Origin of the sequence: Bacteroides faecis, from assembly GCF_020091505.1 — a bacterium.
Lineage (GTDB): Bacteria > Bacteroidota > Bacteroidia > Bacteroidales > Bacteroidaceae > Bacteroides > Bacteroides faecis.
Genome location: NZ_CP081916.1, coordinates 1,996,812 through 2,023,652 on the forward strand (window position 1 = coordinate 1,996,812; position 26,841 = coordinate 2,023,652).

Annotated in this window: 20 protein-coding genes; 11 read left to right on the top strand and 9 right to left on the bottom strand. The window is 43.7% G+C overall.

The annotated features are described in order from the left end of the window. Positions 1–13: 13 nt before the first annotated feature. From K6V30_RS07945 to K6V30_RS07955, 3 genes are all read right to left on the bottom strand, one after another. Positions 14–1,936, bottom strand: coding sequence for a TlpA family protein disulfide reductase (locus K6V30_RS07945; protein WP_055271281.1), 1,923 nt, complete (start codon positions 1,934–1,936; stop codon positions 14–16). A 140-nt stretch (positions 1,937–2,076) separates the two neighbouring features. Beyond that, the gene (locus K6V30_RS07950) at positions 2,077–3,906 is read right to left on the bottom strand and encodes a M56 family metallopeptidase (protein WP_055271279.1); all 1,830 of its coding nucleotides are present in this window, start codon (positions 3,904–3,906) and stop codon (positions 2,077–2,079) included. Between the two features lie 17 nt (positions 3,907–3,923). Then, complete coding sequence (locus tag K6V30_RS07955; protein ID WP_010536526.1) at positions 3,924–4,289, bottom strand: BlaI/MecI/CopY family transcriptional regulator; 366 nt, start codon at positions 4,287–4,289, stop codon at positions 3,924–3,926. 391 nt (positions 4,290–4,680) lie between these two features. On the opposite strand from K6V30_RS07955, the gene K6V30_RS07960 reads away from it, so the two are divergent. Then, entirely contained in the window at positions 4,681–5,241 is a 561-nt protein-coding gene (locus K6V30_RS07960; RefSeq protein WP_010536527.1) for a porin family protein, read from the top strand. A 169-nt stretch (positions 5,242–5,410) separates the two neighbouring features. Here the strand turns inward: K6V30_RS07960 and K6V30_RS07965 are convergent, their stop codons facing one another. The 4 genes from K6V30_RS07965 to K6V30_RS07980 form a co-directional block, all read right to left on the bottom strand. Continuing rightward, positions 5,411–6,670, bottom strand: a complete 1,260-nt coding sequence (locus tag K6V30_RS07965) for an ABC transporter permease (RefSeq protein WP_010536528.1) — start codon at positions 6,668–6,670, stop codon at positions 5,411–5,413. Continuing rightward, complete coding sequence (locus tag K6V30_RS07970) at positions 6,670–7,851, bottom strand: ABC transporter permease (RefSeq protein WP_010536529.1); 1,182 nt, start codon at positions 7,849–7,851, stop codon at positions 6,670–6,672. Before K6V30_RS07970 ends, K6V30_RS07965 begins: the two co-directional genes overlap by 1 nt. Positions 7,852–7,853: 2 nt before the next feature. Beyond that, positions 7,854–8,846: an HlyD family secretion protein gene (locus tag K6V30_RS07975; protein ID WP_011109013.1), complete on the bottom strand. Its 993-nt coding sequence runs from the start codon at positions 8,844–8,846 to the stop codon at positions 7,854–7,856. A gap of 85 nt (positions 8,847–8,931) precedes the next feature. Beyond that, entirely contained in the window at positions 8,932–10,395 is a 1,464-nt protein-coding gene (locus K6V30_RS07980) for a TolC family protein (RefSeq protein ID WP_008764161.1), read from the bottom strand. Positions 10,396–10,631: 236 nt separating this feature from the next. Here K6V30_RS07980 and K6V30_RS07985 point away from each other — a divergent pair, with 236 nt between their 5' ends. Genes K6V30_RS07985 through K6V30_RS08005 form a run of 5 tightly spaced genes read left to right on the top strand, consistent with a single transcriptional unit; the run spans position 10,632 to position 17,904 of the window. Then, positions 10,632–11,960, top strand: a complete 1,329-nt coding sequence (locus K6V30_RS07985; RefSeq protein ID WP_055271274.1) for an SWIM zinc finger family protein — start codon at positions 10,632–10,634, stop codon at positions 11,958–11,960. Continuing rightward, positions 11,947–13,422 carry a DUF5691 domain-containing protein gene (locus K6V30_RS07990; protein ID WP_055271272.1) on the top strand — a complete coding sequence of 492 codons (1,476 nt, stop codon included), beginning with the start codon at positions 11,947–11,949 and terminating at the stop codon, positions 13,420–13,422. Before K6V30_RS07985 ends, K6V30_RS07990 begins: the two co-directional genes overlap by 14 nt. A gap of 18 nt (positions 13,423–13,440) precedes the next feature. After that, the gene (locus tag K6V30_RS07995; RefSeq protein ID WP_016269429.1) at positions 13,441–14,520 is read left to right on the top strand and encodes an ATP-binding protein; all 1,080 of its coding nucleotides are present in this window, start codon (positions 13,441–13,443) and stop codon (positions 14,518–14,520) included. Positions 14,521–14,534: 14 nt separating this feature from the next. Further along, positions 14,535–16,763, top strand: a complete 2,229-nt coding sequence (locus K6V30_RS08000; protein WP_055271270.1) for a DUF5682 family protein — start codon at positions 14,535–14,537, stop codon at positions 16,761–16,763. 10 nt (positions 16,764–16,773) lie between these two features. Next, the gene (locus tag K6V30_RS08005; RefSeq protein ID WP_010536536.1) at positions 16,774–17,904 is read left to right on the top strand and encodes a vWA domain-containing protein; all 1,131 of its coding nucleotides are present in this window, start codon (positions 16,774–16,776) and stop codon (positions 17,902–17,904) included. Between the two features lie 94 nt (positions 17,905–17,998). Here K6V30_RS08005 and K6V30_RS08010 read toward each other — a convergent pair whose 3' ends face one another. Both K6V30_RS08010 and mdh read right to left on the bottom strand, forming a co-directional pair. Beyond that, on the bottom strand, positions 17,999–19,660 hold the full coding sequence (locus K6V30_RS08010) for an IS1182-like element ISBthe2 family transposase (RefSeq protein WP_008763902.1): 1,662 nt from the start codon (positions 19,658–19,660) through the stop codon (positions 17,999–18,001). A gap of 152 nt (positions 19,661–19,812) precedes the next feature. Continuing rightward, on the bottom strand, positions 19,813–20,754 hold the full coding sequence (mdh, locus tag K6V30_RS08015) for a malate dehydrogenase (RefSeq protein WP_008760830.1): 942 nt from the start codon (positions 20,752–20,754) through the stop codon (positions 19,813–19,815). Between the two features lie 183 nt (positions 20,755–20,937). Here mdh and K6V30_RS08020 point away from each other — a divergent pair, with 183 nt between their 5' ends. The 5 genes from K6V30_RS08020 (at position 20,938) to K6V30_RS08040 (ending at position 26,361) form a co-directional block, all read left to right on the top strand. Next, positions 20,938–21,810 carry a hypothetical protein gene (locus tag K6V30_RS08020; protein ID WP_008764168.1) on the top strand — a complete coding sequence of 291 codons (873 nt, stop codon included), beginning with the start codon at positions 20,938–20,940 and terminating at the stop codon, positions 21,808–21,810. 108 nt (positions 21,811–21,918) lie between these two features. After that, positions 21,919–22,494 carry a DUF5034 domain-containing protein gene (locus K6V30_RS08025; protein WP_008760832.1) on the top strand — a complete coding sequence of 192 codons (576 nt, stop codon included), beginning with the start codon at positions 21,919–21,921 and terminating at the stop codon, positions 22,492–22,494. A gap of 11 nt (positions 22,495–22,505) precedes the next feature. Next, positions 22,506–23,408 (top strand): hypothetical protein, encoded by a 903-nt coding sequence (locus K6V30_RS08030; protein ID WP_011109018.1) that lies wholly within the window; start codon positions 22,506–22,508, stop codon positions 23,406–23,408. A gap of 847 nt (positions 23,409–24,255) precedes the next feature. Then, complete coding sequence (locus tag K6V30_RS08035) at positions 24,256–25,245, top strand: IS30 family transposase (protein ID WP_055271871.1); 990 nt, start codon at positions 24,256–24,258, stop codon at positions 25,243–25,245. Positions 25,246–25,410: 165 nt separating this feature from the next. Beyond that, positions 25,411–26,361, top strand: a complete 951-nt coding sequence (locus K6V30_RS08040; RefSeq protein ID WP_055268522.1) for a tyrosine-type DNA invertase cluster 3b — start codon at positions 25,411–25,413, stop codon at positions 26,359–26,361. Positions 26,362–26,841 lie beyond the last annotated feature (480 nt).

Below are 26,841 nucleotides of genomic sequence, written 5' to 3' on the forward strand. Positions count from 1 at the left end.
GTGATGAATACCCTTATTTCTCCAATGCTTTCATTAATTGTTCTTTCATGGCATCTACCCCGGGAAATCCTGTTTGTTTATAAGTGATATTTCCTTCTTTGTCCACAACAAAGTAAGTAGGGACACCCCGGATGTTGAGTTTCTCACCCAGATAACTCCATTGTTCTTTTGTCACACGGAAATGCTCTCCGTGAATATCAGGAATCATGTTCTTCCAAGTTCCCAATGGGGACGTTTCACCTGTAATGTAAAGGTAGATGATATCTTTGTCTTTCAGTTCTTCTTTCATAGGGAGGATTTCTTTGTTGGCAGAACGGCATGGACCGCACCAGGTTGCCCAAAAATCGACTAGCAAGGTATGGCCGCGAAATTTGGAGATAATAGATGGAAATAAATCTTCGTTAGATACTTCTCCGGCGTCATTGATGGTAAATCCTGTTTTCTTTTTATTTATTTCTATTTGCTTCAATAAGTCACTGTTCATAGCCAGAACCACTTCATTGTATGCTGAAGGCATGGTAACTAATTCTGCCTTTTGTTCATCGTTGAGTGGATTGAGGTCTCTCATGGAAACTCCGATCATATGTGCCTTTAAATTTTGGGTCAGGAAACCGGCTGCTGTATGACTATCCAGGTGCTTAAGTATTTTATCATTGATGCCTACACGGCGTATGATGTCAAACAATGCAGGATATCTGTTGTTGTAGCATGCTTTGGGCGAAAGAATATATGTGAAGTCCAGAAGCCCTTCATAATATCCTTGGGGAATGTTTATCTGAGTTTCAGCATAGTATTTGTTTGCTTTCTCTCCTTCCAGTCCATTAGCCATGATATAGGCTAATTTCAGGTTTCTTTCGGTTTCGATCACCTTTAGTGCGGCAGACAATTCGAGATCAGTGTTGATTATCTCTTTATAGGCAGGGCTGCCTTTCGACTGCATGATTTGTTTTTTGAATTCGGGCAGCCGGGCAAGTATTTGAGCCTTGTACTCTTCGGCTGTTTTCCCGTTCAGTTGTTTTATTTGTTGTTGATAGTCCTCGTAGCTGTTGCCTTCAGTAAAACTGAAACTCATGGGATTATCCGCTAGTTCTTGCTGCAATCCGGCTAAGTATCCTCCATAATAGACTTCTTTTCCGTATGGCTTTTCTGTTTGGCGAAGGTGAGATTGCTTTCGGGCGTTTTCGCGGAGATTGATGACAATAGAAGTAGTTTCTCCCGGTGCCAGTAAGTACTCGATGGTTCCAAAAGGAAACATGATCGTACACGGAGTAATCATGAAAACATTCATTTCATGATAAAATGTTCCATCGTCCTGAATTCGAATTTTTCCTTCCTGGGCTCCTTCCCTTATGACGTCCTGGTAGTAAAGACTGCCTTTGTCGGGCATTCCTTTTTGGTAGTCAAGGATTCTTCCTTTCAGAATAGCCTTGTCATATTTGACAATGGGATCGGGCAGCGTCATTTTATGGTCTGCTTTTGGAACTATAACATCCTTAGGTAATTTGAATTTGCCGAATGACTTCTTGTCCAATTGTATCCCCCATATTTTATATGCCCCTTCAAAGTCTCCTTCGGAGAAATCCAGCCGGGTCACATTCTGAGGAATAGGTGGAAAAGTTAATTGGAACTCGGCTTCGCCGGATTCCGGCATCCAGAATTCTTTGTCCAGTGTAATACCGATTCCTTTCCGGATGGGGTATAAGATACCGTTATTATCTTTCAAAACACTGCCGGTTGCAATCTTTATCCAGTATTTAGGGCGATAGAAAGCCTTGATATATACCGTTGTGACTGTGTCACTCATCACTATTTTGTCTATCTCTATACTTGAGGAGTTTTGAGCTAAAAAGGGAGGACGTTCTACGATTCTGTCTTTAGCTTGTGCCATGCAAAGCATACCTAGCAGCATACTTATTATTAATGCGGATCTTTTCATATGAATAGGTTTTATCTCCAACAAATGTAATCATATTATTGTAATTTATTTATGTAATTATAGAAAAAAGGAGCAGAATCGCATGCGATTGCTCCTTTTTCTGTTATTTGTCAAGAGAATAATGCTATTTCCGGTTTAGCTTATTGGAGTCGGAATGTGATAGGGAATGTATATTCTACGGCAACGGCTTGGCCGTTCTGTTTGCCCGGTTCCCATTTCGGCATACCCCGCACCACGCGAATCGCTTCAGCATCCAGCCAAGCTGACGCACCTTTTAATATTTTTATATTTGACACGTTACCGTCTTTGCCAATGACAATTTGGACGAGTACTTTTCCTTGTTCCTTGTTCTGCTGGGCCATAGTTGGGTACTTTATATTTCTGGCTAAGTAGCGCATTAATCCTTCCTGTCCTCCGGGAAATTTAGGCATTTCATCTACGACTTTGAAAGTCGGCTCATTATTGGGCACCTCTTCTTTAGGTCCATAGCCTACCACTACAACCTCTTCAAACTTTTCTATTGCTACTGCCTCGGGAGTTTCTGCTGGTTTTGCAGGTTCCGGACCGGACAAACGGAAAGTTACGGGAACGGTGAATCTTACGTTCACAGCTTGTCCTCTTTGTTTGCCGGGTTTCCAATGGGGCATGGCGGCAATCACACGTTCTGCTTCCTTGTCGAGATAGGGATCTACGCCCCGAACAGTTTTAACGTCGGAAATGCTACCGTCTTTTTTGACTACAAACATCACAATCACACGTCCTTGCTTTCCATTTTCATGGGCTGTTGCCGGATATTTGATATTCTTGGCAAGATATTCCATCAGTGCCGATTGTCCACCAGGGAAGTCGGGCATCTCTTCTACCACTTCAAATACGACAGAATCGTTTACAGTAGCACTTTTAACGGGTGCCGGAGGGGGAGGAGGAGCTACCTCTTTTGTTTTCTGCGTTCCTTTCTTATCCTGTAATGTCGCTACTTCCGTCATTCCGTCGGGAAGTTCGGGACTATTGGCGAGTTCAGCTTGAGAAACACTTTGCTCTGTCGGTGTTCCCATCACTTCCTTAGCAAATTCTTTCGTTGTGCGGGCTACTACTTCGATGTTGCTGATAATCATCAACAGGGCAGCCAAGGGAAGGAACATCAGATACTTAGTCCTTCCTATTTCTTTGGTTCTTCGTTTATTCATCATTTTGATACGATTTTTAAGTGGTAAAACATTGAAACTATTAGATAAATTTGCTGCAGCCTTGTGATGTGCCAGTCCCAACAAGTGGTACTGGTATGATTTACTATCATGTCCCGTCTCCAATACGCGGTGATCTGCCATGTATTCCAGATTTCCTCTGACTTCTCGTTTCATTAGCCAGATGAAGGGATTGAACCAGCAGAAAATGCACATAAACTCACTGATAAGTACGTCTGCTGAGTGGTATTGACGGGCATGGGTTTCTTCATGCGTGATTATTTCGCTGATTTCGGATTCCGTATGCGATTCCGGGTGTATGAATATCCAGTGAAAGAAAGAAAAAGGTCCTGTGCCTTTCTTTAATATATGTACGCGTGATCCCTGTATCGTGCTTTTCGGACATAGGAAATGCAACCGTATGATACTGCCTAGCTGGATTAAAAAGCGTATGGCAAGGAGCAATACACCACTCCAGTAGATAACTCCCAGAATTTGTGGGATTAGTTCCTGCCAGGTGACGGTTGTTTCCTGTGGTGCCTCAATGATTTGCTCCGGAAGAATGATTGTGGCATAAAGATCCGCCATTGCCACCATAGGCTCCTGTTCCTTTATCCACTCTTGAATATTCAATAAGGGATAAAGCAGGGAAATGCCGAAGAAGCATAACAAAGCGGTTCGTCGCCAGTGAAAGAAGGTGTCTTTATGAAAAAACAACCGATAGAAAGCGTAAAACAATGCGATTGCTACGTTTATCTTTAGGAAATAGGCTAGTTCCGGAGTCATATCGATAAAGTTTCAGTTTATTTTTCTTTTCCTTTCTCTATCAGTTCGATAATGTCTTTAAGGTCATCAGTAGATATCTTTTGATCTTTTGCAAAGAAAGAAACCATTTCCTTATAAGAATTCTCGAAATAGTTGCGGACTACTCCACTCATGAAGTGGCGTTTGTATTCATTTTCACGAATTGCGGGAGTATATTGATAGGTATTTCCTATATGTTTCGATTTTACGTATCCTTTCCGCTCGAGATTTTTCACGATGGACGCAACGGTAGTATAAGGTGGCGCCGGTTGCGGATACTTAGATACGATGTCCTTTACGAAACAGTCCTGTAACTCCCAAATGTAGATCATTACTTCTTCTTCTTGTATAGTTAACTTTTCCATGGAGATGATGTTTAATTACGATTCTTTCGCAAAGTTACGAATATTTCGTAATAAAGCAATAGTTAGATGGTTAAATGTTGTAAATGCCTATAGGAAAGGTGTCTGTTTGCGGGTAAACTCCCTTTGGCTTACGTGGTATGAAAATAATGTGGATAAAAGTTATTTTCGTCCAAATAAGCAATCTTTCGGACATTTAGGTGAACAAAACTGCTTTCATCTTTTTTTATATAAAATAAATGAAATACTTTTGTAGAGCATAAAACGAATGTTAATAAAAGAAGGGTGCGTTTCAATACAAATCAATGTTTGGAAAGATTCCCCGTACTCAATAAAGAAACTATTAACTATGCAGCCCAGAGGGAGGAGGGAGGCGAACTAAAAAATGACAGATATGAAAAAAGGTTTGATTTTTGTGCTGTTTGCACTTGTTTCTATCGTTTCTTATTCTCAGATTTCCTGGAATGCTAAGGTAGGTATGAACATGAGTAATTTCACAGGAGACGCTGATACGGATATGAGAGTAGGTTTTAATCTTGGAGTTGGAATGGAGTATCAGTTTACTGATATGTGGTCTCTTCAGCCTTCTTTGATGTTTACTCAGAAAGGTGCCAAATTAGGCGATATGAAGGCTAATCCGATGTATCTGGAATTGCCGGTAATGGCTGCTGCAAGATTTGCTGTAGTAGATGGACAAAACGTAGTTGTAAAGGCCGGTCCGTATCTGGCATGCGGTATTGCAGGCAAATACAAGATAGCTGGTGTGAAAGAAGATTTCTTTGGTGATAATGGTGGTGGCAAAAGATTTGATTTTGGACTTGGAGTAGGTGTTGCTTACGAAATCAACAGATTCTTTGTCGATCTGACAGGAGAATTTGGCTTGACTAAAGTCTATGATGCCAGCGGTTCTCCTAAAAATCTGAACTTCTCCATCGGAGTAGGTTACAAATTCTAATTGAATCATATCCTCTTTATAATACCATTCATAAAGTCCCCTGCCCAATCGATGGAGCGGGGGACTTTTCTATTTCTTCTCCATAAAGAAACTCTCTCTTCCTATAAAGAAAAACGATGTATACCTCCGCAGAAGAATACATCGTATTTAACTCTCTCTCTTAATAGTCTCAATCGCTGATCTGTTTGGCCAGATTCGCTTTTTCTTTTAGTTCTTTATATCGTTCTATTGCATGTTTCCGACTCATCAGTATCTGCCAGCGATATACCCAGCAAGTGGTAAGGAAATAAACACCTGCTTGTATCCACAAGGCTTTATATTCAAAGGCGACTTCACTGAGTGTAGCTCCCATATTATTGATTTTCACAAAGCCATTGATACCGAATGTAGACGGGAAGATGTAAGATACATATTTCCAGAACGGAGGAATTGCCGCTCCCGGCCATGAGATGCCGGAAATAAACAGCAACGGTACGGAGGTGAATACAAAAATCAGCATACAGGTTTCCCGGTTGCGAATGGCAATGGAGGTAGTCATTGCAAAGAAAATGCAGGCTGCCAGATAGGGGACAACGAATAGTATCAGTGAACCGGGTTGTCCGATCTGGTTGAGGCTGAATAGTCTTGGCACGATATACAGCACGTAAAACGATACTAGTACGTATACAAGGAAATAACTCAATCCTTTGCCAAGCACAATTCGTAGTGTACCGTTATAATGTCGGTTGATGGGCACAAGATCCTTAAACCGGTTATTTTCACGGGCGGTTCCCGCTGCAAGTCCGATGCCGAGCAATAATGTTTGCTGTATAATCAATACCAATACGGCAGGAATCAGGAAGGCTGCAAAACCTGCTGTGGGGTTGAATATGGAAATCTCTTCATATTCTATCGGGTAGCCGGTGATTTCATCCTGTCGTTCGGTCGTGTTACCGCTACGCGCGATCTTTATATCTTTATTCATATCCAGTGAAACTGCTGTATTGGCGATCAGCATGGATTTATAATACAACAATCCGCTCATATCGCAGTAGATGCTGACTTGTGTCTGCTTCCCTTTGGCAATGTTGTCACTAAAATCTGAAGGTATATAGATAATGCCATAGGCGAGGCGGTTCTTCAGCATCTGCTTGGCTTCCTCCATATCGGCACAATAGGCGATGATCTGAACGTCCGGTGTAGCATCCACTTTTCTGAGATATTCGCGACTCAGGGATGAATGCGAGTCATCGACTACAACGGCAGGAACTTCGCGTACTACTTCATTGTCATAGATAAAGCTGTACAATAACGGATAACCGAGTGGGACGAGAATAAAGAAAATCAGTACCCCCTGGTCACGGAAAGTTGTCTGGAACTCCCGCTTCCAGATATAAAACAGGTCGTTGATGCCTTGGGCTATCTTATCTTTAAATTTTATATCTTTCATTAGGGTATGTATTTATAGTAAACCAATGCTTCTTTCAAGCGGTGGACCACAAAGAAAGGAAGCATCATGAATATTAGTAATGCCATATAGTTGGACCATGAATAGGCCATACTGTACCCGTTGAGCGCCTGATCTACGTAAATCAGGAAATAATGACGTAACGGAAACAGATTACTCAGAGCCTGCAAGACAGGATTCATCGCCATCACCGGAAAAGAAAAACCGGAGATAGAGAATGAAATCACTCCCCACAAGGAGGCGAAACTTAATCCGAGGCGGAGTGTAGGCAGTGTACCTATCATGACAATACCGCAGCACTGAGATGCCAAGACGAGGCAGAGTGTGGCGAATATCATCGGAAAAATGCCGCTGTTGCAAGGGAAATGCAGAAAGCCATACAGGTATACATTATAGAATATTCCCATTATGAAGAAGACTACCGTATGCGGAAGCAGTTTGCCTGCCAGTGCGATGTAAATGGAATTGTTGCTCATCCGCAACCATTCACGGGCGGTACGGTCTTTGATTTCTACACCAATAGAATAAACGGTGACCATAAAAATAAGCAGCATGAGTACTCCCGGTATCAGTGTGTTACACAGGTATACCGAATAATTCAGCCACGGATTGTTCAGTGGATGCGTGTCTATTACGATTGGTTGCAGGAAACCCATTGCCTGATCTTCCGTAGCTCCTTTGGCATACAGTATACTTCTGGCAGCAGAGCCGGCAGTAAGTTCTCCCATCATTTTCATATCTCTGAATAGCAAAGAGCCTGCAATCAGATAGGAGTAATTGGTATAGAAAGAGATTTTGGGTTGCCGCTGACTTTGTGCTTCTGCCGACAAGCCTTTCGGGATATAGAAGAAACCGTAAATTTTTCCTTCCTGCACAGCGATGCGTGCATCCGTAACATTGCTGTAATGAGCCACGACACCTGTTTGCGAGAAAGCATCCAGGTTGCGGACAATGTTGCGTGAAGTGGATGAGTCATCCATGTCTACCACACCAGCCGGAAGATTCTGCGGAAGTCCCGAGTCCATCAAAGTCGTGAAAAATATATAGCAGAACAACGGAGCGATGACCATGCAGAAGAGATAGAGCGGGCGTGATACTAACCGCCTGCATTCTCTTTGCATGACTTGCCATAAAGCTATATATTTCTTCTTTCTCTCTTTCATGACTATTTGTTAATGATGACGGACATACCCGGACGAAGATTCTCTACTTTTTCCATTGGGGAAGCTTTGACTTCAAATGTCTTTAAGTCGAACTGGCCGGTGGTTTTGGTTGCCTTCCAAGCAGCGTACGTACCTAAATCTTTCAGATAATATACTTTGAGTTTGACTGTTTTATTGTCCAGTGCGGGAACGACTGCTTCAAATTCTGCTCCCATCGTCAGATTCTTGAGCAGATCTTCACGTACATTGAAAGTCACCCACATATCATTGAGCTCGGCAATGTTCATGATAGGAGCACCTGTACCTACCAATTCGCCTACTTTGGGGAAGATCTCGGAAACTTCTCCGGCCGCCGGAGCAATCAGATACGTTTCTTTAATATAAGATTCTACTTCGGCAACAGCTCCTTTTGCACGATTCACCAATGCTTCGGCAGCCATCTTGTCTTCGCGTTCTGCACCGTTCTTTGCCATTGTATATTGTGCTTTGGCTGCTTTTTCAGTGGCAATGGCAGCGTCACGTTGTGCGGTAACCTCGTCCAGCTTTTGTGCGGGCATTACTCCTTGCTCGTACAAGTTCTTGACCCTTTTATATGATTTCTCGGCAATCGTGACACCAGCCTGAGCTTTCTGCCACATTTCGTAGGCTGCCTGAATTTGTTCTTCGCGTGCGCCTTTGATTGCTTTTTCGTTTTGTGCTTGTGCGGCAGCTTCGGCGGCACGTGCCTGCTCCATCTTAGCCACTACATCGGGAGCTTCGAGAATAGCCAGCGTGTCGCCGGCATTTACGCTTTGTCCTTCTTTAACACGAAACTCCAGTATACGTCCCGGAACTTTGCTTGAGACGCGGTATTCAGTAACTTCAGCCTGCCCCTGAATAATCTCAGGGCCTTTGCGAAGCATGAAAAAGCCAACGACTGCAACGATTGCAATAACTCCCAGTAAAGTAAGAAATGCAAGCAGCATATTGCTGTTTTGTGATTTTATAGGTGCCATATTACTTATGAATTATAAATTACGAATTACGAATAATAAATTAATTGAATACTCCAACTATTAATTGTCAATTGTCAACTGTCAATTACTTCAGCGTACCCAAAGACTTCTTCAGATAAATCTCCGTCAGCTTCACGTCGATTTGTGCGTCAATCTTTTCCGATTGGGCGGACAGCCATGCTGTTTGTGCTTCCAGGACATTGCTGGTGGCAATGACCCCTTCTTTGAAGCCTAAGGTGGCATAACGGAGATTTTCGTCAGCCTTTTCCATATTCTTGGTTGCCATTACCAGTTTTTTGCTGGCTTCCTTTACTTTAAAAGCGGATTGGTTAACTTGCAATTCGATCTTTTCTCTCGCATCCTGAAGCTGATATTGTGCGATTCGTGCTTCTGCCTTGGCGGCTTTGGTCTTGTAAATGCCTTCCCCCCAATGCCAGATAGGTATCTGTACCATAACGCCCACATTCCACATTCCTTTGAATTTATTCTCAAAGCTGTTGAATACGGAAGGATTGGTCACCATATAATTTCCCATCAACGCAATGGACGGAAGATGTTCGGCGCGGGTAACATTTATTTTCTGTTTATAAATCTGAGTAGCCAGTTCAAGACTGCGTATCTCCGGACGGTTGGCGTAAGCGGTGGACATGTCGAAGTGGGTCTCCGGTGTGAGCAGTGGAATGTCCTCCATATTTTCGTCTGCCAACGTGATAGGAGAGCTAAGATCAATGCCACATAGTTGACACAACAACATTCGGGCCAGGCTTAATCCGTCTTCCACTTTAGTCAGTGTCATTTCCGCTTCGTTGACTTTTACACGCACGGACAAACCGTCGGCTTTTGTGGCAACTCCTTCGGCAATCATCTTTTCCACATCGCTGTCCAGCTGCTGCAAAAGTTTGAGATAGCCTTCGGCCAGTTTCTTCTTGTTCACTAAGGATATGACTTGCCAGTAAGCCTGGTCAGTGCTCATGATAACCTCCTGCATGCCTCCTTGATGTTGCTGTTGCGCTAATTCTTCGGCATACTTTGTGATTTTATTATATGCACGGATTTTGCCGCCCATGTATAATGGCTGTGTCAGCGTGATGGCACCTGCATATACATTTCTTGTATCTGTGCGGAGCGCATCCACCAGTGAGTTTCCTGCCTGGTCGAGGGCGGGCAAGGCAGCTCCTAACTTTTCACTTAAAGAAGCGATAAGCGGTCTCAACTCCGGGTGTGCGGTAGCAATCTCTGTAGCCGTCTGTTGTATCGGACCGGCCAAATTGGTCCCCAATCCCGAAAGCGCCGCTTTCTGGTCATTGTTCAATAATGAAAATTCTTTTTGATTTCTCATGTAAGTTCCCGTAGCCGAGAAACTGGGCAGGTAGTTGGTAAATGCAGCTTTGTGCTGATAATGAGCGGCATTTATTTTTTCATTGCTTATCAACAGATCTTTGTTGTTGGCAAGAGCTAATGCGCGGCAACTATCTAGGCTTAGGAAGCTTTGCGCTTTTACTATAAAAGTCAGGCTCAACAGAATTGTCAGAAGAAATAGTTTTTTCATCGCATCTTACATATTAATAAGGTGATACTTCTTTTTTAAATAACCCCGTTATCATATAAATTGTTTATTGAAATAGTTCATTTTTTTGTACTTGTTGACTTAAACAATAATTGCATAAACAACGATGCAAATGTATGTGCTTTCTGTGAAAACGCAAAATGAATTAGCTTTTTTTAAATGCTTCTCTTTGGAAAATATGCTATACTTGCATTTTGAAACATGATAAACATACTATAATGTTATTAAATCTGACAGAAGAACAAATCACTCAACTCGCTCCGGACGCTGCGTCTGTCAAAGCAGGAAAAGGGCTGGCGAACCGGACTAAGTGGGTACTTCTGGAGCATAGTGACCGCGCCATCTGGGGACACTGCCAAGGAAGTGGAAAAACGCCTTATCAAACAGTAGTTGATACAAAGAATATTGCATTCAAATGTTCTTGTCCCAGCCGTAAGTTTCCGTGTAAACATGGGTTGGGGCTTTTATTTATGTATGCTTCCCATGCTGATCTTTTCAAGGAAGCGGAGGAACCGGACTGGGTAACGGCATGGCTCTCCAAACGTGAAGAGAAGGCGGAGAAGAAAGAGCAGAAAGAGAAATCGGAAACTCCGGTGGATGAAGCGGCACAGGCCAAGAGGCAGGCCGTGCGTCATCAGAAGGTATTGGCCGGAATTGATGATCTTCAGATCTGGATGAAAGACTTGCTCCGCAACGGGCTGCTGAATATCCCGGAAAGAGCACATACACTATTTGAACCCATATCCCGCAGGATGATTGATGCACAGGCCGGCGGATTGGCGGGCAGGTTACGATCGCTACAGGAAATCAATTACTATACAGACAGTTGGAAATATGAGCTTACCGACAAATTGAGTAAACTGTATCTTCTGACAGAAAGTTATAAAAATCTGGATTCTCTTTCTGCTGAGTGGCAAACGGAAATCCGTACTCAGGTTGGATATCCGCAGGCGAAGGAAGAAGTGATGTCCGGCGTACCGGTGGCAGACCAATGGATCGTTTTGCATACCAGAAGCCGGAAGATAAATGAGCTGCGGACAGAAACTTTCTGGTTGTACGGGAAGTCCAGTCACCGTATGGCCCTCTATCTAAACTTTCTGGCTCCCGGAGCGTTGCCGGAATTTAATCTGGTTCCCGGTGGTGTCTATGAAGGAGAGTTGTATTTTTATCAGGGTGTTGGTGCCTTGCGTGCCCTGCCCCAAAACATGAAATGGCTGGATAGTACCTTCCTGCCTTCATTGTGTGCCGATATACCGGTTGCCATGCAATCTTACAGAGCAGTTATACAGACTCATCCGTTTGCGGAGGAAGTTCCTCTCTTGGTGGACAATGTCAGACTGGTAACAAGCGGAAATACGCACTATCTACAGGATGCCGGAGGCGTGGCTGTTCCGGTGCATATCGAAGAGACTGCACGTGTTGACATACTGGCTATAACAGGCGGAAAACCCTTCTCGGCTTTTTTGCTGGCAGACGCCGTTTCCTGTGAATTGAAAACAATCTGGTATCAATCTGAATTTTATTTTTGGAAAGATGAACTTAACTGATCATATCATCAATGTGGCATTGCTTGGCACTGCCACCCGTGAACTGATAACGACTGATTTTCCGGAAGAGTTGCAAGAAACTCTCCGCGACATTCAGGCGAAAGCAGAGGATGCGGAAGCTCTCTTCTATCAGCAGTCCGCTTTGGGCTTTGCCTTTGCACGTGCCGGAGTGGAAGCGCAATCCATTGCAGGAGTTACAAATGTGACAGAAGCTCCGGAAGAAGACAAACCTTACTTCCTCCGTGAAGTGGGAGAGTTGCTTACTTCCCTGTATCTCAATAAAAATCAGTATCTTTTGCTATATGCTTACCGGAAAGCTGCCGACAAAGGAAAATTGATCCCTCCTGCCTATCTGCAAACTTTATTGCGAAGAGCTTTTGACCGGAATAATCCCTACAGATATGAGGAACAGCACTGGCTGTCTCTGCTAGCAGGGCAAAGAGGACGTTGGCTTCTTCCGCAAATGGGATTTCCTGTATGGGGAGAATCCGGCAACGAAACTTGGGAAACCGCCTCTCACGAAGAACGGAAACGAATGTTGACTAACCTGCGGAAAAATAGTCCGGAGCAGGGGCTTGCCTTATTGCAGACCGAACTGAAGAATGAGTCGGCCGCCCATCGGGATGAACTGATTCAGTGTTTGCGGTGGGGGTTGAGTAAATCAGACGAAGCATTCCTGCAAGAGATCGTGGCGACTGACCGGAGCAGTAATGTCAAAGAAACGGCCCGGCGATTATTGTGTAGCCTGCCGGACTCCGAACTGGTGAAAATATACGAAGAATTATTGCGGGGGAAATTACATTTCAATTTCCTTTTGGGATGGTCGTATGATAAGATTGAATTTACCCCTGAAATGAAGAAACTGGGACTTGAAGAGGTGAGTTCCAATAAAAACGAGAAGGATGATCGTTTCTTGTTACGCCAGTTGGCGGAACGTGTTCCATTAAGTTTCTGGAGTGAGTTTTATGACTGTCCGCCGGAGAAGGCTGCCGGCAAACTGGCGAAGAACCCTCCTTTTCAGAAACTGTTCGACCTGTCGAAACCGATCTTGAATTTCAGCGACTCCGGTTGGGCATATCATACCTTGAAGGAGAATGCGGATGAAAAAATGGCGGACGCGTTGATGGGGTTATTGCCTTCCTCCCAACGGGAGGAAATAGCTTTTCAGTCAGAGAGAGGCGGCTATATTCCGGATAGCTGGTTCAACGAAGACGGCATCGGATGGGGAATGAAATTCTCCACTCGTGTATTCCAGCGGATGCTTCGGAATAATTACTATCTCCCTAAGGAGACAGCCGAACAACTGGCATTATACTTCCCGTCCGAGATGAGAAAACCCATCGAACAGACAGCGCTTTCAATGGCCGCACAAGAGAATAATACCTCCACCCGTTTTTCCCGGTTGATGATGGAATACATGGATTTGAAGCAGAGAATAGATACCTTATTAAATAATGACTAATAAAAACAGAAAGAAGATATGAGCACTTTATTAAGACAACATGCTGAACAGCAATTTGCAGAAGAACTTCACGAGTTGAAACAGAATGAAACAAATCCCGTTCCGGAGAATTGGGAGATGTCTCCGCAGTCAGTGGTTACCTACCTGATGGGCGGTAAATTGAAAAACGGATTTGAAGTTTCTCCTAAATATATAGGTAACCGTCGTCTGATGGAAATAGCTGTGGCAACCCTTGTCACCGACCGTGCGCTATTGCTTTACGGACTGCCCGGAACTGCGAAAAGCTGGGTGAGCGAGCATATTGCCGCTGCTATTTCCGGTGATTCCACTTTGATAGTGCAGGGGACGGCCGGCATCGGTGAAGAAGCGATCCGTTATGGGTGGAACTATGCCCGTTTGCTGGCGGAAGGTCCGAGTGTGGGAGCATTGGTGCAAACTCCGGTTATGAAAGCTATGCAGGAAGGTAAGATAGGCCGTATTGAGGAGCTGACACGCATCGGTTCCGATGTGCAGGATACACTGATCACCATTCTTTCTGAAAAGACATTGCCCATCCCGGAGCTGAATACAGAAGTACAGGCAATCCGCGGTTTCAATATCATCGCTACTGCTAATAATCGGGATAAGGGAGTCAATGATCTGTCAAGCGCCTTGAAACGCCGTTTCAATACGGTCATTCTTCCCTTGCCGGATTCTATTGATGAAGAAATAGATATTGTGCGCCGACGGGTAGAGAGCTTTGAGAAAGTAATGCAGCTCCCGGCTGAAAAGCCTGCTCTGGAGGAGATTCGCCGTGTCGTTACTATCTTTCGTGAACTTCGTCAGGGCGCCACTGCCGACGGTAAGACGAAACTGAAGACTCCGAGCGGAACGCTTAGCACGGCAGAGGCTATTTCGGTGGTAAACAATGGACTGGCGATGGCAGGTTATTTCGGTGACGGAGAAATTCATGCCGAAGATCTCGTATCCGGTATTTTGGGTGCAGTGGTCAAAGACCCCGTACAGGATAAAGTCGTTTGGCAGGAATATATGGAAACGGTTGTGAAGAACCGGGACGGCTGGAAAGATATTTACCGTGCTTCAAGGGATATGATTTAAAAAGAAAGGAAGAAATGGCTATTCATTTACTAGGCATCAGGCATCACGGTCCCGGCTCGTGCCGCAATGTGCTGAACTACTTGCAGGAACTGCAACCGGATCTGATTCTGGTAGAAGGTCCGGCAGAAGCCGAAGCGCTGCTGGCCTGTGTGGAAAATCCGCAGATGACGCCTCCGGTAGCTTTGCTGGCATACCAGCCGGACGAGCCTCAGAATGCAGTGTTCTACCCTTTTGCGGAGTTCTCGCCCGAGTGGCAGGCGATGCGTTATGCCGTACAGAACCGGATACCTTTCCGCTTTTTCGACTTGCCTCTGATCTATTCGCTGGCTCTTCGGACAGAAAAGACCTCTGAACAGGAGACGGAAACGACCGCTGAAGTCGCAGAAGCCGGCGACCCGTTCGACTGGCTGGCTCATGCCGCAGGATTTACTGATGGTGAATCCTGGTGGGAAACTATGATTGAACACCGGCAAGAACCTGCCGATATTTTTCAGGCGGTACAAGAGGCTGTGACTGCTCTTCGGGAAGAACTTCCGGGGCACACCTCTCCGCGTGACCTGATACGTGAAGCGTGGATGCGTAAAATGATACGTGCGGCACAGAAGGAGAATTTCGAACGCATTGTCGTCGTCTGTGGTGCATGGCATGTACCCGCACTGGACGATATGCCCAAAGTAAAGGACGATAATGAACTACTGAAGGGACTTCCCAAAGTAAAGGTAGAATGTACATGGATTCCGTGGACGTATGACCGGCTTGCTTTCCGCAGCGGGTACGGTGCGGGAATCGAATCTTCGGGCTGGTATCATTATCTCTGGCATCATCCGGAGGATGATGGCACGCTTTGGGTGAGCCGGATCGCCTCTCTGTTGCGGCAGAAGAATATGGATATCTCGGTAGCCCATGTTATTGAAACCGTCCGTCTGGCACAGGTGACGGCTGCTTTGAGAGATCTGCCTTATCCTTCTCTGAATGAATATAACGAAGCTGTCACTACGGTGATGGGCTTCGGAGATGATATTTTGTTGCAGATTATCAAAGAAGAACTGATCATCAGCAACCGCTTGGGAAGTGTACCTGATGACGTTCCCAAAGTACCTCTGCTGGTAGACGTGGAGAAAATACAGAAACGTCTGCGTGTTCCGTTCACCGCCGAGATCAAAGAACTGATATTAGACCTCCGCAAGCCGAATGATCTGGAGCGAAGTATCTTCTTCCATCGCCTGCAACTGCTGGGCATCGACTGGACTATCCTCGGACGGATAGACGGGAAAGGTACTTTCAAGGAAAAATGGACCTTGTATCACAAACCGGAACAAATCATCCAAATCATTGAACGGGCTATCTGGGGAAACACGGTGATGGAAGCTACGCAGAAATATCTGTTGAAACAGATGGCGGAGATTCAGCATATCCCGGAACTGACAGCTTTGTTGAGTACGGTCCTCCCCGCCGATCTTCCGGCGCTGGTAGAAGCGATGACCGTACAGTTGGACCGTCTTTCGGCTGCTTCTACCGATATTCTGGAAATGATGGAGGCGGTCCCCGATCTGGTGAATATCGTCCGTTACGGAAACGTGCGTGATCTTGATTTCTCGAAGGTCGGTGATATGCTCGAAGCCATGATTGCCCGTATTCTTGCGGGTGGTGTATTGGTGTGTATCAATATCGATGAAGAGGCTGCCGGTGATCTTCTGAATAAATTGGTTGCCACGGACTATGCGCTCTCCATTCTGAATCGGGAAGAACTGAACCTGATGTGGCGCAATTTCATCGGTCAGGTACGTTCTTCTGCCAATGTGCATCCGTTGTTGTCCGGTTATGCTACCCGTCTGCTGAATGACAAAGGGGAAATCTCCGCAGAGGAGATGGAGACGACACTTAGTTTTTATTCTTCTGTTGGCAATGCTCCGGCAGATATGGCATACTGGTTCGAAGGCTTTTTGCGTTCATCCGGTTCGATCCTGTTGCTGGACGACCGTCTCTGGAATTTGGTGAATAACTGGGTATGTTCGCAGGACAAAGACACATTTATGGAGCTGTTGCCTGTATTGAGGCGTACTTTCAGCGAATTTACCTCTGCCGAACGCCGTAAGCTGGGTGAGAAAGCCCGTCGTACGGATTCTACGGGCACATCATCTGCCGTAGGAGCTTCGGTAACGGAGAATGAGTGTCTGAATCGGGAAGAAGCAAAGAAGGTAATCCCCGTGATTCGTCAATTATTGGGACTGGAAACAAAGTAAAGGAAAGAAGATGGAAGAAGAATTACTGAAAAGGTGGCGTCTGATACTGGGCGGTGATGAGGCTGACGGTACAGGCGTGACATTGAATCTGGAAGAACAGCGGATAGACCATTCTCTGGAAGCTGTATATGATAGTGACAGAAGAGGGGGGCTGGGTTCCTCGGCTCCCAAAGTAAGCCGATGGCTTGGAGATATCCGTGAGTTCTTTCCGCAGACAGTGGTACAAGTGATTCAGCGGGATGCTATAAAACGTCTGAATCTGACCAGTCTGCTTACCGAAAAAGAAATGCTGGAAACGGTCGTCCCCGATGTTCATCTGGTTGCCACCCTGATGTCGTTAAGCCGGGTGATTCCTGAAAAGAATAAGGAGATGGCACGCCAGGTAGTCCGCAAGGTGGTTGAGGAGTTGCTTCGCAAACTGTCGGCTCCTACGCAACAGGCGGTAACCGGTGCTTTGAACCGTTCCAGCCGTCGCAGGAACCCGCGTTACAATGAGATAGATTGGAAAACGACCATTACCAAGAACCTGAAAAACTACCAACCGGACTATAAGACGATTATTCCCGAAATCCGTATTGGTTATGGGCGTAAACGGAAAGCGATGAAAGACATTATCCTGTGTCTGGATCAAAGCGGTTCTATGGGGACGTCGGTCATTTATTCCGGCATATTCGGTTCTGTGTTGGCATCCATTCCGGCGGTATCTACCCGTATGGTGGTTTTTGATACGGCAGTCGTTGATCTGACGGATGATTTGCAAGATCCCGTGGATCTGCTTTTCGGGGTACAGCTCGGGGGAGGAACCGATATAGCCCGTGCGCTGACTTATTGTCAGGGAGTCATTACCCGTCCGCAGGACACGGTGATGGTGTTGGTGACTGACCTTTACGAAGGAGGAGACTCCAGAGAAATGAGAAAGAAATTTGTCTCGTTGGTCAATAGCGGTGTGCAGTTGATTGTCCTTCCGGCGTTGAACGATGACGGTGCTCCGTCCTACGACAAGGGGCATGCTGAGTTTCTCGCTTCCATAGGAGTGCCGACATTTGCCTGTACTCCGGATAAGTTTCCGGACCTTATGGCGGCTGCTTTGAGTAAACAGGACATTGGAATGTGGGTTTCTCAGAATGTAAAGAGTGAATGACAACTATTGGATAGAAAAGAAAGAAGGGGCTGTGTCAAAACTAAGGCACATCCCCTTCTTTTTTTAATATAAAATAGTCGTTCCTCTTTTTTGTCTATGCGACTATTTTTTCAGTAATTAGGTAATAAGGCTTAATATTCGTCGTATTTTGAGTCACACGTGGTCTGATAAAGATAAATATAGTGTGTGCACTCCTTCTCTTTCCTGCTTTTAGTAGTTTTGTACACATCTTTTTGATATTAAAAGCTATAGCAAAGAAGGCAAAGTCCATTGTAACCTTGTCTTCTCCCACATGCCGGAACCTTTTGTATGCCATGTTGTGTTTCATTTGTCCAAAAACTGCTTCCGGTTCTATACATCGCCTTCCCCTATGCCTGATGCCTTCTTCCGAGAGTAACCTTTCCCGTGCCTGCCGTTTGTATTGGTTTAACCGGTGGTTGACTTCTATCATACGGTTCCCCCGAGCTTTAAAGCAACTGCCACACAAAGGACACCCTTCACATCTTTGTGCTTTATATCGGGCACTTTCGGTGATGTATCCGCTTGCTGTTTTGTCACGTCTAGTTCCTATACGGTTCATGTGCTGCCCCATAGGACAAACGTAATAATCCTCCCCCGCATTGTAATGGAGACTCTCCGCATGGAATGGATTGGGGGTATAACGGGGACGCTGTTCTTTATGGAAGTAGTTGTACTTGACAAAGGCTTCTATCCCATTATCTTGCATGAACCGATAATTTTCTTCCGAGCCGTAACCGGAGTCTGCCACACCGACAGTTGGTAAGCGGTTATAGCGTTGCTCAAAGGAGTGGAAGAAAGGTATGAGGGTCAGTGTGTCGGTTGGGTTGGGAAACAGTCGGAAGTCTATGAGGAATTGGTTCTCGGTACCTATTTGCAGATTATATCCGGGTTTGGTCTGTCCGTTTCTCATGGCGTCTTCTTTCATGCGCATGAAGGTGGCATCAGGATCGGTCTTGGAGTAGGAGTTGCGTTCTCCAAGAGTATCAAGATGGTTGTCGTATTCTATCAACTTGTCACGGTACTCCTCAAGTTCCCGGACCTGTTTCTTCTTTTCCCGGATGACCTTCTTTTGTTCCTTGTCCTTTGTTACAGGCTGGTGTTCCAGCACCTCTTTAAGTTCATTCACTATATCTGAGAGCATGGCGGGAGTGAACTCTACGGGTGTATCTTTCATGGAGTTCTCTTGGGCTATGACTTCATCCACCTGCTCCAGGAGAATGCGGATCTTATCCATCAGCTTTGTACGGTTCTTTTCGACTGTCTTGCGCCAGACAAAAGTATATTTGTTGGCTTTGGACTCAATCTTGGTACCGTCGATATACTCTACGTCAAGGCTGATGAAACCTTTGTCGGCAAGGACAAGAACCAACTGCGTGAATACGGTATTTATTTCCTCTTTTACACGGTTTCGAAAACGGTTGATGGTAATAAAATCCGGATGTTCATTACCGGAAAGCCAGATATAATGAATATCACGTAGGAGAAGCTTCTCTATTTTGCGGCACGAATAGATATTGTTCATGTAGGCGTAGATAATCACCTTAAGCATCATTTTAGGATGATAAGGACAACGACCGGTTGCTTTATAAAGCTTCTTGAAATTGTCAAGATTGAGATTATCAACAACAGTATTAACTATGCGAACCGGATCGTTCGCTGCTATGTTTTCATCAATTCTTCCGGGAAAAAGAACTGTTTGGTTGGGAATGTAAGGACGAAAATGTAACTTTGCCATAACGAAAAACTTTATGCCTAAAGATACAAAAACTTTGGGTAATAACAAAGCCCGGGCTTGTGAAAGTCTGGGCTTTGTGCATAAAAAAAGGTTGTGCCAGCGTTTTGACACAACCTCTTTCTTAGCTTATATAAATGTAAGGGGATTGCTAATTACAGAGCACCTACTTCTTTCAAAGCAGCGTTTGTTCCGTGAACAGCTTTTGCGCTGGCAGCGAACTTAGCTTTTTCGTCAGCGTTCAGATCCAGTTCAACGATCTTTTCGATACCGTTCTTGCCAAGGATTACAGGAACACCGATGCAAATGTCTGATTCACCGTATTCTCCTTCCAGATATACTGAACAAGGGATCATCTTCTTTTGGTCGTGAAGGATAGATTCAACTACGAATGCTCCTGCTGCACCCGGTGCATACCATGCAGAAGTACCCAGCAACTTAGTCAGAGTAGCACCACCCACCATAGTAGCAGCAGCCACTTCGTTCAGTTTTTCTTCAGAGATGAAGTTAGTTACAGGCATACCTTTGTAAGTAGCGAAGCGAGTCAAAGGAATCATAGTAGTATCACCGTGACCACCGATAACCATACCTTCTACTTCGTTGGCGTTGCAGCCCAAAGCCTGAGACAAGAAATATTTGAAACGAGAGCTGTCCAGTGCGCCACCCATACCGATGATGCGGTTCTTCGGCAAGCCCAGAGCTTTCAATGACAGGTAAGTCATTGTATCCATCGGGTTAGAGATAACAACAAGGATTGCATTGGGAGAATATTTCAAGATGTTTTCTGCCACTGATTTAACGATACCAGCGTTTACACCGATCAGTTCTTCGCGAGTCATACCCGGTTTACGAGGAATACCTGAAGTAATTACAACAACGTCAGAGTTAGCAGTCTGAGCATAGTCGTTAGTGCAGCCTACTACAGTTGTGTCGAAACCCAACAGTTGAGCTGTCTGCATCATATCCATTGCTTTACCTTCTGAAACGCCTTCTTTAACGTCCAGCATTACTACTTCGTCTGCTACTTCATTGAAAGCAAGTACATTTGCACATGTAGCACCTACGTTACCTGCGCCTACTACGGTTACTTTTGACATAATACTATATATTTAAAAAGTTGATAATTTATTTCATGCTTTTTAGCGCGACAAAATTACAACGATAATCCTAATTAAAGAAATTTTTCCGTAATAATTTTCGTTAAAGAAAATGCCCAAGACTATGTTACTCTGTTACGAAATGATTACTTTTGTGCCCGTTATCGATTAACAATTGGAACTATGAACAAAAAAAGCCTTCTTATTGCAGCTGTAGCTGTTTTGGTGATAGCGATTATCGGCATCACTTATTTGTTGTTTACTGAAAAGAAAGCCAATCGCGAGCTGGTACAGGAATTTCAGTTGGATAAGGAAGATTTGGAGAATGAGTATAGCCAGTTTGTGCAAAAGTATGATGAGTTAAAGTTTACGGTAACTAATGACTCTCTCGCACTGTTGCTGGAGCAGGAACAATTGAAAACTCAACGATTGCTCGAAGAACTCCGTACCGTGAAAAGCTCGAATGCAACGGAAATCCGTCGTTTGAAAAAGGAGCTTGCCACTTTGCGTAAGATATTGGTAGGCTACGTCAATCAGATAGACTCACTGGACAGAATCAATAAACGCCAGCAACAGGTGATTGCAGACGTTACGCAGAAATACAACACTGCTTCACAGCAAATCAGTACACTTTCCAAAGAAAAGGAGAATCTGGATAAGAAGGTGACACTGGCTGCCCAGCTCGATGTGACCAATATCCGTATCGAACCGCGCAATAAACGGGGGAAGGTTGCAAAGAAAGTGAAAGACATCGTGAAGCTGGCTATCAGCTTTACAGTCGTGAAGAATATTACGGCAGAGAATGGCGAACGTACCATCTATATACGTATCACCAAACCGGATAATGACGCACTGACCAAGAGTGCATCCAACACTTTCTCTTACGAAAACCGTACACTGACTTACTCCATCAAAAAGTATATCGAATACAACGGTGAGGAACAGAACGTGAATGTATTCTGGGATGTGGAAGAGTTTTTGTATGCCGGAAACTATCGTTTGGATATCTTCGAGGGCGGAAATCTGATCGGCTCTCAGAAGTTTACGCTGGACTAACCGATATAAATTCAAGAAAAAAATGCGCCAATAAGCAGTAAAAGGCTTTTTGGCGCATTTTTCTATTAGAAAAAGGTTAACTTTGTGAAAACTAATAGAATAATACGTATGAAAAAGCACTTGACTCAGCTACTGCTATCATTACTGTTTCTGGTGGTGACAGCCATGACTTGCGATGAACAGGATTTGGCTGAACCGATAGACATCTCCTGTACTTTGAAAGAAGTGGAGTTATATCATTGGGATAATGCAGGTGAGAAACCTAAGGAGGCTCTTGATAACAAAGTTCTCAAAGAGGCTTATATGATGGAGATTCGTTTGCTGACAGATGCGGGGGAAAAAGATCCGGAATCTTATGACGCCGATCATTATCTTCGCCATGTATTATCGGATGGCATCAAAAAGATTCAGATATTTACGGAAACAGCTTTTAATGAAGAATTTCCCGCAGGAGCAGAAGTCACTTCCTGCTTTTATGACTATCCAAAGACGTTTGTTAAAGATCAGCAGACAGATTATACTGTTAATGGAGGGGTTATATCCATGATAGATGAAGTAAACAAGATATATAAGGCGTTATTGACCATTCCCCAATCAGGCGGAGAGTTCCGTTTTCGTGTAGTGCTGACAATGGAAAGCGGTGAAACGGTTGAACGGCTGAGCGATCCGGTTACTTTCTATTAAATCTGCTGTCTATGAAGAAAGTACATTTATTAGCCATGCTATTGTTTACTGCATGTGTTGTGCCTGTATCGCAGGCGCAGGAAAGCCTGTTTCTTAAAGATCCATCTACCAAGAATAAGTTGCTACAGTTAGACTTGGATGTGGGAACCTGTTTTGACCTGGCTTATCGGGGGAAGGGAAATATGTACACTGCAATGTCGGACCGGAAATCTGTGTTTCCTGCTATCAACCTTCGTTTGCAACATTTCTTTTCGCGTAAATGGGGATGGTATACGAATATCCGTTTGGGGATTCCCGTGAAATATAGGCGGGATTGTTATACTGAATTAGTCCATGCAGTCGAAGCGGATTACTATGTGAATAATCTCATACCGGGAACGCAAAAACCGGACGTTAATCCCTGTCTGGATTTTGGTGTTGCTTATCGCTTTGAAAATTCCCATTGGGCTTTTTATCCTCGTTTGGGGATTGGTGTGAATAGCATTTCCTATCAGCGTGTTTGTGCGGAACTAAAGAAAAAAGGAGGAAATGAATTATATAAGATAGAGTATAGAGGGGATGATGAAAGTAACTATGGTAGTGAGAGTATCGATGCTTTTATTCTTTCGGCAGGTATTACCGCCAACTATAAGCTCAGTCGAAATTGTTTTTTACTGTTGAATGTCAATTATATACAGCCATTGGGGAGATTTACTTATCGTAAATATGTAACAGACCTTTATACGGGAGAAAAGGTGGAGAGAGGAGTCTATAAAAGTTCTACATTCGCCCGTGATCTGAATGTAAGTGTCGGATTCGGATTCCCTTTTTATCTGGGAAGAAAGACTAATAGAAAATCATCGCATAGAGAAAGAACCAGGCAGCTAATGGAACAGAAACGGAAAACATACGGGTTGTTTCCGGGAAATAAGTAGCCATTTAATCATTTCTTTGCAATGATGAGCGAATAGAATTTAGCCTTTATACAAAGTTTGAAAAAGAAAAAACTCTGCCATTCACAACAATTGGATTAACATTCTTATGATATACTTACGTGTCAGCTAGTCTCTCTATAAAAATAAAAACTATAAATTGCTGTCATCTGTCACTTTGTTGGGTATAATATCTTGAATATGAGTGATTAATGAGGTGACGGCAGTAGGTGACGGCAGTGTGACGGCAAATTTTGCTGTCACACTGCCTTGTTTTCAATGGTTCCTTATGGTCTGTTTGTAGTTCTATATAGAGCTTTTTAGTTTCTCCCGTTTGAAACTTTTGTTTCTTCAGCTTGAAACTTTTGTTTCTTCAGCTTGGAACTAAAGTTTCTTCAGCTTGGAACTAAAGTTTCATCGGCTTGAAACTAAAGTTTCAAAGCCTTGAAACCAAAGTTTCGGACGCTGGAAAACATTGGTTCCAGCGTATGGAAACTTATTATACTAGAGTGTATGTGTCAAAAGTCAATAGTAGCGAGTTCAGTGTAGTCGATGTGCGTGTGACGGCAATAGTTGTCATCACCGTGCCGTCACCTGTTGCCGTCACAGCGTTAAGCCTTGACTATGAGTGTGTTATTTGTGTTTTTGTGATGGGTGACAGCAATAATTGGATAAACAATACATAGAGAGAGAAGCCTGGGTTCAAGTTATAAATGCGACAGTTGATTGAGAATTTAGTGTAGAAGCATAATTTTAGAGAGAAGCTGATGAAAAAAAACTTCATCTTGCTTCTCCCTTGGAATAAAGTTCCTATCTTGCCTCCTCAATCTCCTACCAAATCAGTTGCAAGATGAAACAATTAACCGAAGGACAAAGATACAAATTAGAAGCGTATCTGCAAGCAGGTAAAAAGAAAGATGATATTGCCTCTTTATTAGGTGTACATCGTAGTACCATTTATCGTGAGTTACGTCGTAATAAATTGCGGGCTTCCGACAAGTATGACGGAGATTATGCACAATATAGGTATGAGTTACGCAAATCACAGCGTTCTCGTTACGTAAAGTTTACAAATATAGTCGAAGCTCATGCTCGTACCATGTTGATTGATCTGAATTACAGCCCTGAGCAAATATGTGGACGATGCAAGCTCTTAGGCTACCCAATGGTTTCTCATGAACGCCTGTATCAGTGGATATGGAAAGACAAACAAAATGCCGGAAATCTATTCTGGTATTTAAGAAGAAGAGGCAGGAAACATAAAAAGAGAGGGAACAAGAATAAGGATCGTGGTTGGGTGAAAAACCGCACAAGTATATCGGAGAGACCTCCTATTGTGGATACAAGAAGCAGATTGGGCGATTTGGAGATTGATACAGTTATTGGAAAAGGACAGAAAGGAGCTATTCTGACCATTAATGACAGGAAAGCAGGATTTTTATGGACAGCAAAATTGCCCAGTAAAGAAGCAAGGTGGGTAACAACAGCGACAATTAACATATTAAAACCGTATAAGGGATATATACACACTATAACATCCGATAATGGAAGCGAATTTGCAGGGCATATGGAAATTGCAAAAGAACTGGGTATTAAATTTTACTTTGCAAGACCATATCATTCATGGGAAAGAGGATCTAATGAGAATCTAAATGGAATACTTAGACAGTATATACCTAAAGACAAAGAGTTTAAATATATTACGGGAGAAAGATTGAAGGAAATTACATACGAAATTAATATAAGACCGAGAAAAAGGCTAGGATTCATGTCGCCTAAAGAAGCCATAGCCTTTAAAAATATGAAACAGTTTAAAAAATATATGGAGAAGTTTAAATAGGAATGTCGCGTTTATAACTTGAATTCAGCAAGCCGGTTGATACATCTATTATGATAGGATTTATCAGATTGATAATCGTTTAAGAGCTTTTTAGGTGCCTTAACGACAAAACAAGTGGCTGATTGTGTTATATTCCCTAAGTAACCAAATAAAAATAACAAGATTATGAAACAGAAAAGAGCTAAAATTGGATTTACCGGATGTGCCAAAGCGTATATCCGGAGTTTGCAGGAAGAAGGGCGCTATTCTACGGCACATGTGTATAAGAATGCGGTTCTTTCATTTACGAGATTTCATGGCAGTACGTATATTGCATTCGAGCAGATCACTCGCAAGTCTTTGCGACGTTACGGACAATACCTGTACGATTGCAAACTGAAACTCAATACGATCTCTACCTATATGCGAATGCTGCGCTGTATTTACAATCGTGGTGTGGAAGCTGGTATCGCCCGTTTTATCCCCCGATTGTTTCGTGATGTATATACCGGTGTGGATGTCCGGCAGAAAAAGGCAATACCTGTAAAGGAACTGCATACACTTCTTTATAAAACACCCCAGTCTAAGCACTTGCGGCGTACTCAGGAGATTGCCCGACTGATGTTCCAGTTCTGCGGAATGCCTTTTGCGGATTTTGCGCATTTGGAAAAGTCGGCATTGGCACAAGGGGTATTGAGATATAACCGTATCAAGACAGGCACTTCTGTTAGTCTTGAGGTGCTGGAGTCATCTCTGCCAACGATCAGTAAACTTCGCAATAATGACCCTGTTCGGGAAGATGGAACGAATTATTTATTCAGTATTCTGAGAGGGAATAAAAGCCCAAAAGGTGAAAGCATGTATAAAGAATACCAGTCGGCGCTTCGTCGGTTCAATAATCAGCTGAAAAGTCTTTCAAGGGAACTTCACTTAAAGTCGGCTGTCACCTCATATACCATCCGCCATTCTTGGGCAACGAATGCCAAATACCAGGGTATACCTATTGAAATGATCAGTGAATCATTGGGACACAAATCTATTAAGACGACTCAAATCTACCTGAAAGGTTTTGAACTGGAAAAGAGAACAGAAGCAAATCGGTTGAACTGTTTTTACGTTGAAAACTGCAATAATTAGAATAGAATATAATCAGAATGCTGGTTATTAGTGTGTTATCATGTCTATTACTTCTTAGGTAACGGAAATAAATACGACGCAAAGATATATAAAAAGAATCTCATATCCCAAACTTATTATACATTATTTTATTTCTCTGACTTAAGAAAATAAAATAACACTATGAGAACACGAATACCACTGACTTCATGTTCTGAACCCTTATTGTTTGTCATCCGACAAAATCTCCTTCATAACCCTTTTATACAGTGCTTCTCGCAAAGGCCGCTGCCTTTTTCGCTTCTTTTCCCCTATGTGTAAAGTCCGGTAATGGACTTCCGTTACCTAAGAAGTAATAGATAAATGTAAGTAGTAAATTGTGACACGCAATTCAAACAACAAGCTCATTTTGCATGCCTTCTATTTACTTTGGTTCTGAATTTATCCATTGGGATATATGCTTGTAAAGGTACACACACAGTGACAAAATAAAGAGAATGA

Excerpts from the sequence above, each read along its gene's own strand:
- K6V30_RS07945 (WP_055271281.1), bottom strand. The coding sequence starts at position 1,936 with ATGAAAAGATCCGCATTAATAATAAGTATGCTGCTAGGTATGCTTTGC.
- K6V30_RS07950 (WP_055271279.1), bottom strand. The coding sequence starts at position 3,906 with ATGACTCCGGAACTAGCCTATTTCCTAAAGATAAACGTAGCAATCGCA.
- K6V30_RS07955 (WP_010536526.1), bottom strand. The coding sequence starts at position 4,289 with ATGGAAAAGTTAACTATACAAGAAGAAGAAGTAATGATCTACATTTGG.
- K6V30_RS07960 (WP_010536527.1), top strand. The coding sequence starts at position 4,681 with ATGAAAAAAGGTTTGATTTTTGTGCTGTTTGCACTTGTTTCTATCGTT.
- K6V30_RS07965 (WP_010536528.1), bottom strand. The coding sequence starts at position 6,670 with ATGAAAGATATAAAATTTAAAGATAAGATAGCCCAAGGCATCAACGAC.
- K6V30_RS07970 (WP_010536529.1), bottom strand. The coding sequence starts at position 7,851 with ATGAAAGAGAGAAAGAAGAAATATATAGCTTTATGGCAAGTCATGCAA.
- K6V30_RS07975 (WP_011109013.1), bottom strand. The coding sequence starts at position 8,846 with ATGGCACCTATAAAATCACAAAACAGCAATATGCTGCTTGCATTTCTT.
- K6V30_RS07980 (WP_008764161.1), bottom strand. The coding sequence starts at position 10,395 with ATGAAAAAACTATTTCTTCTGACAATTCTGTTGAGCCTGACTTTTATA.
- K6V30_RS07985 (WP_055271274.1), top strand. The coding sequence starts at position 10,632 with ATGTTATTAAATCTGACAGAAGAACAAATCACTCAACTCGCTCCGGAC.
- K6V30_RS07990 (WP_055271272.1), top strand. The coding sequence starts at position 11,947 with ATGAACTTAACTGATCATATCATCAATGTGGCATTGCTTGGCACTGCC.
- K6V30_RS07995 (WP_016269429.1), top strand. The coding sequence starts at position 13,441 with ATGAGCACTTTATTAAGACAACATGCTGAACAGCAATTTGCAGAAGAA.
- K6V30_RS08000 (WP_055271270.1), top strand. The coding sequence starts at position 14,535 with ATGGCTATTCATTTACTAGGCATCAGGCATCACGGTCCCGGCTCGTGC.
- K6V30_RS08005 (WP_010536536.1), top strand. The coding sequence starts at position 16,774 with ATGGAAGAAGAATTACTGAAAAGGTGGCGTCTGATACTGGGCGGTGAT.
- K6V30_RS08010 (WP_008763902.1), bottom strand. The coding sequence starts at position 19,660 with ATGGCAAAGTTACATTTTCGTCCTTACATTCCCAACCAAACAGTTCTT.
- mdh (WP_008760830.1), bottom strand. The coding sequence starts at position 20,754 with ATGTCAAAAGTAACCGTAGTAGGCGCAGGTAACGTAGGTGCTACATGT.
- K6V30_RS08020 (WP_008764168.1), top strand. The coding sequence starts at position 20,938 with ATGAACAAAAAAAGCCTTCTTATTGCAGCTGTAGCTGTTTTGGTGATA.
- K6V30_RS08025 (WP_008760832.1), top strand. The coding sequence starts at position 21,919 with ATGAAAAAGCACTTGACTCAGCTACTGCTATCATTACTGTTTCTGGTG.
- K6V30_RS08030 (WP_011109018.1), top strand. The coding sequence starts at position 22,506 with ATGAAGAAAGTACATTTATTAGCCATGCTATTGTTTACTGCATGTGTT.
- K6V30_RS08035 (WP_055271871.1), top strand. The coding sequence starts at position 24,256 with ATGAAACAATTAACCGAAGGACAAAGATACAAATTAGAAGCGTATCTG.
- K6V30_RS08040 (WP_055268522.1), top strand. The coding sequence starts at position 25,411 with ATGAAACAGAAAAGAGCTAAAATTGGATTTACCGGATGTGCCAAAGCG.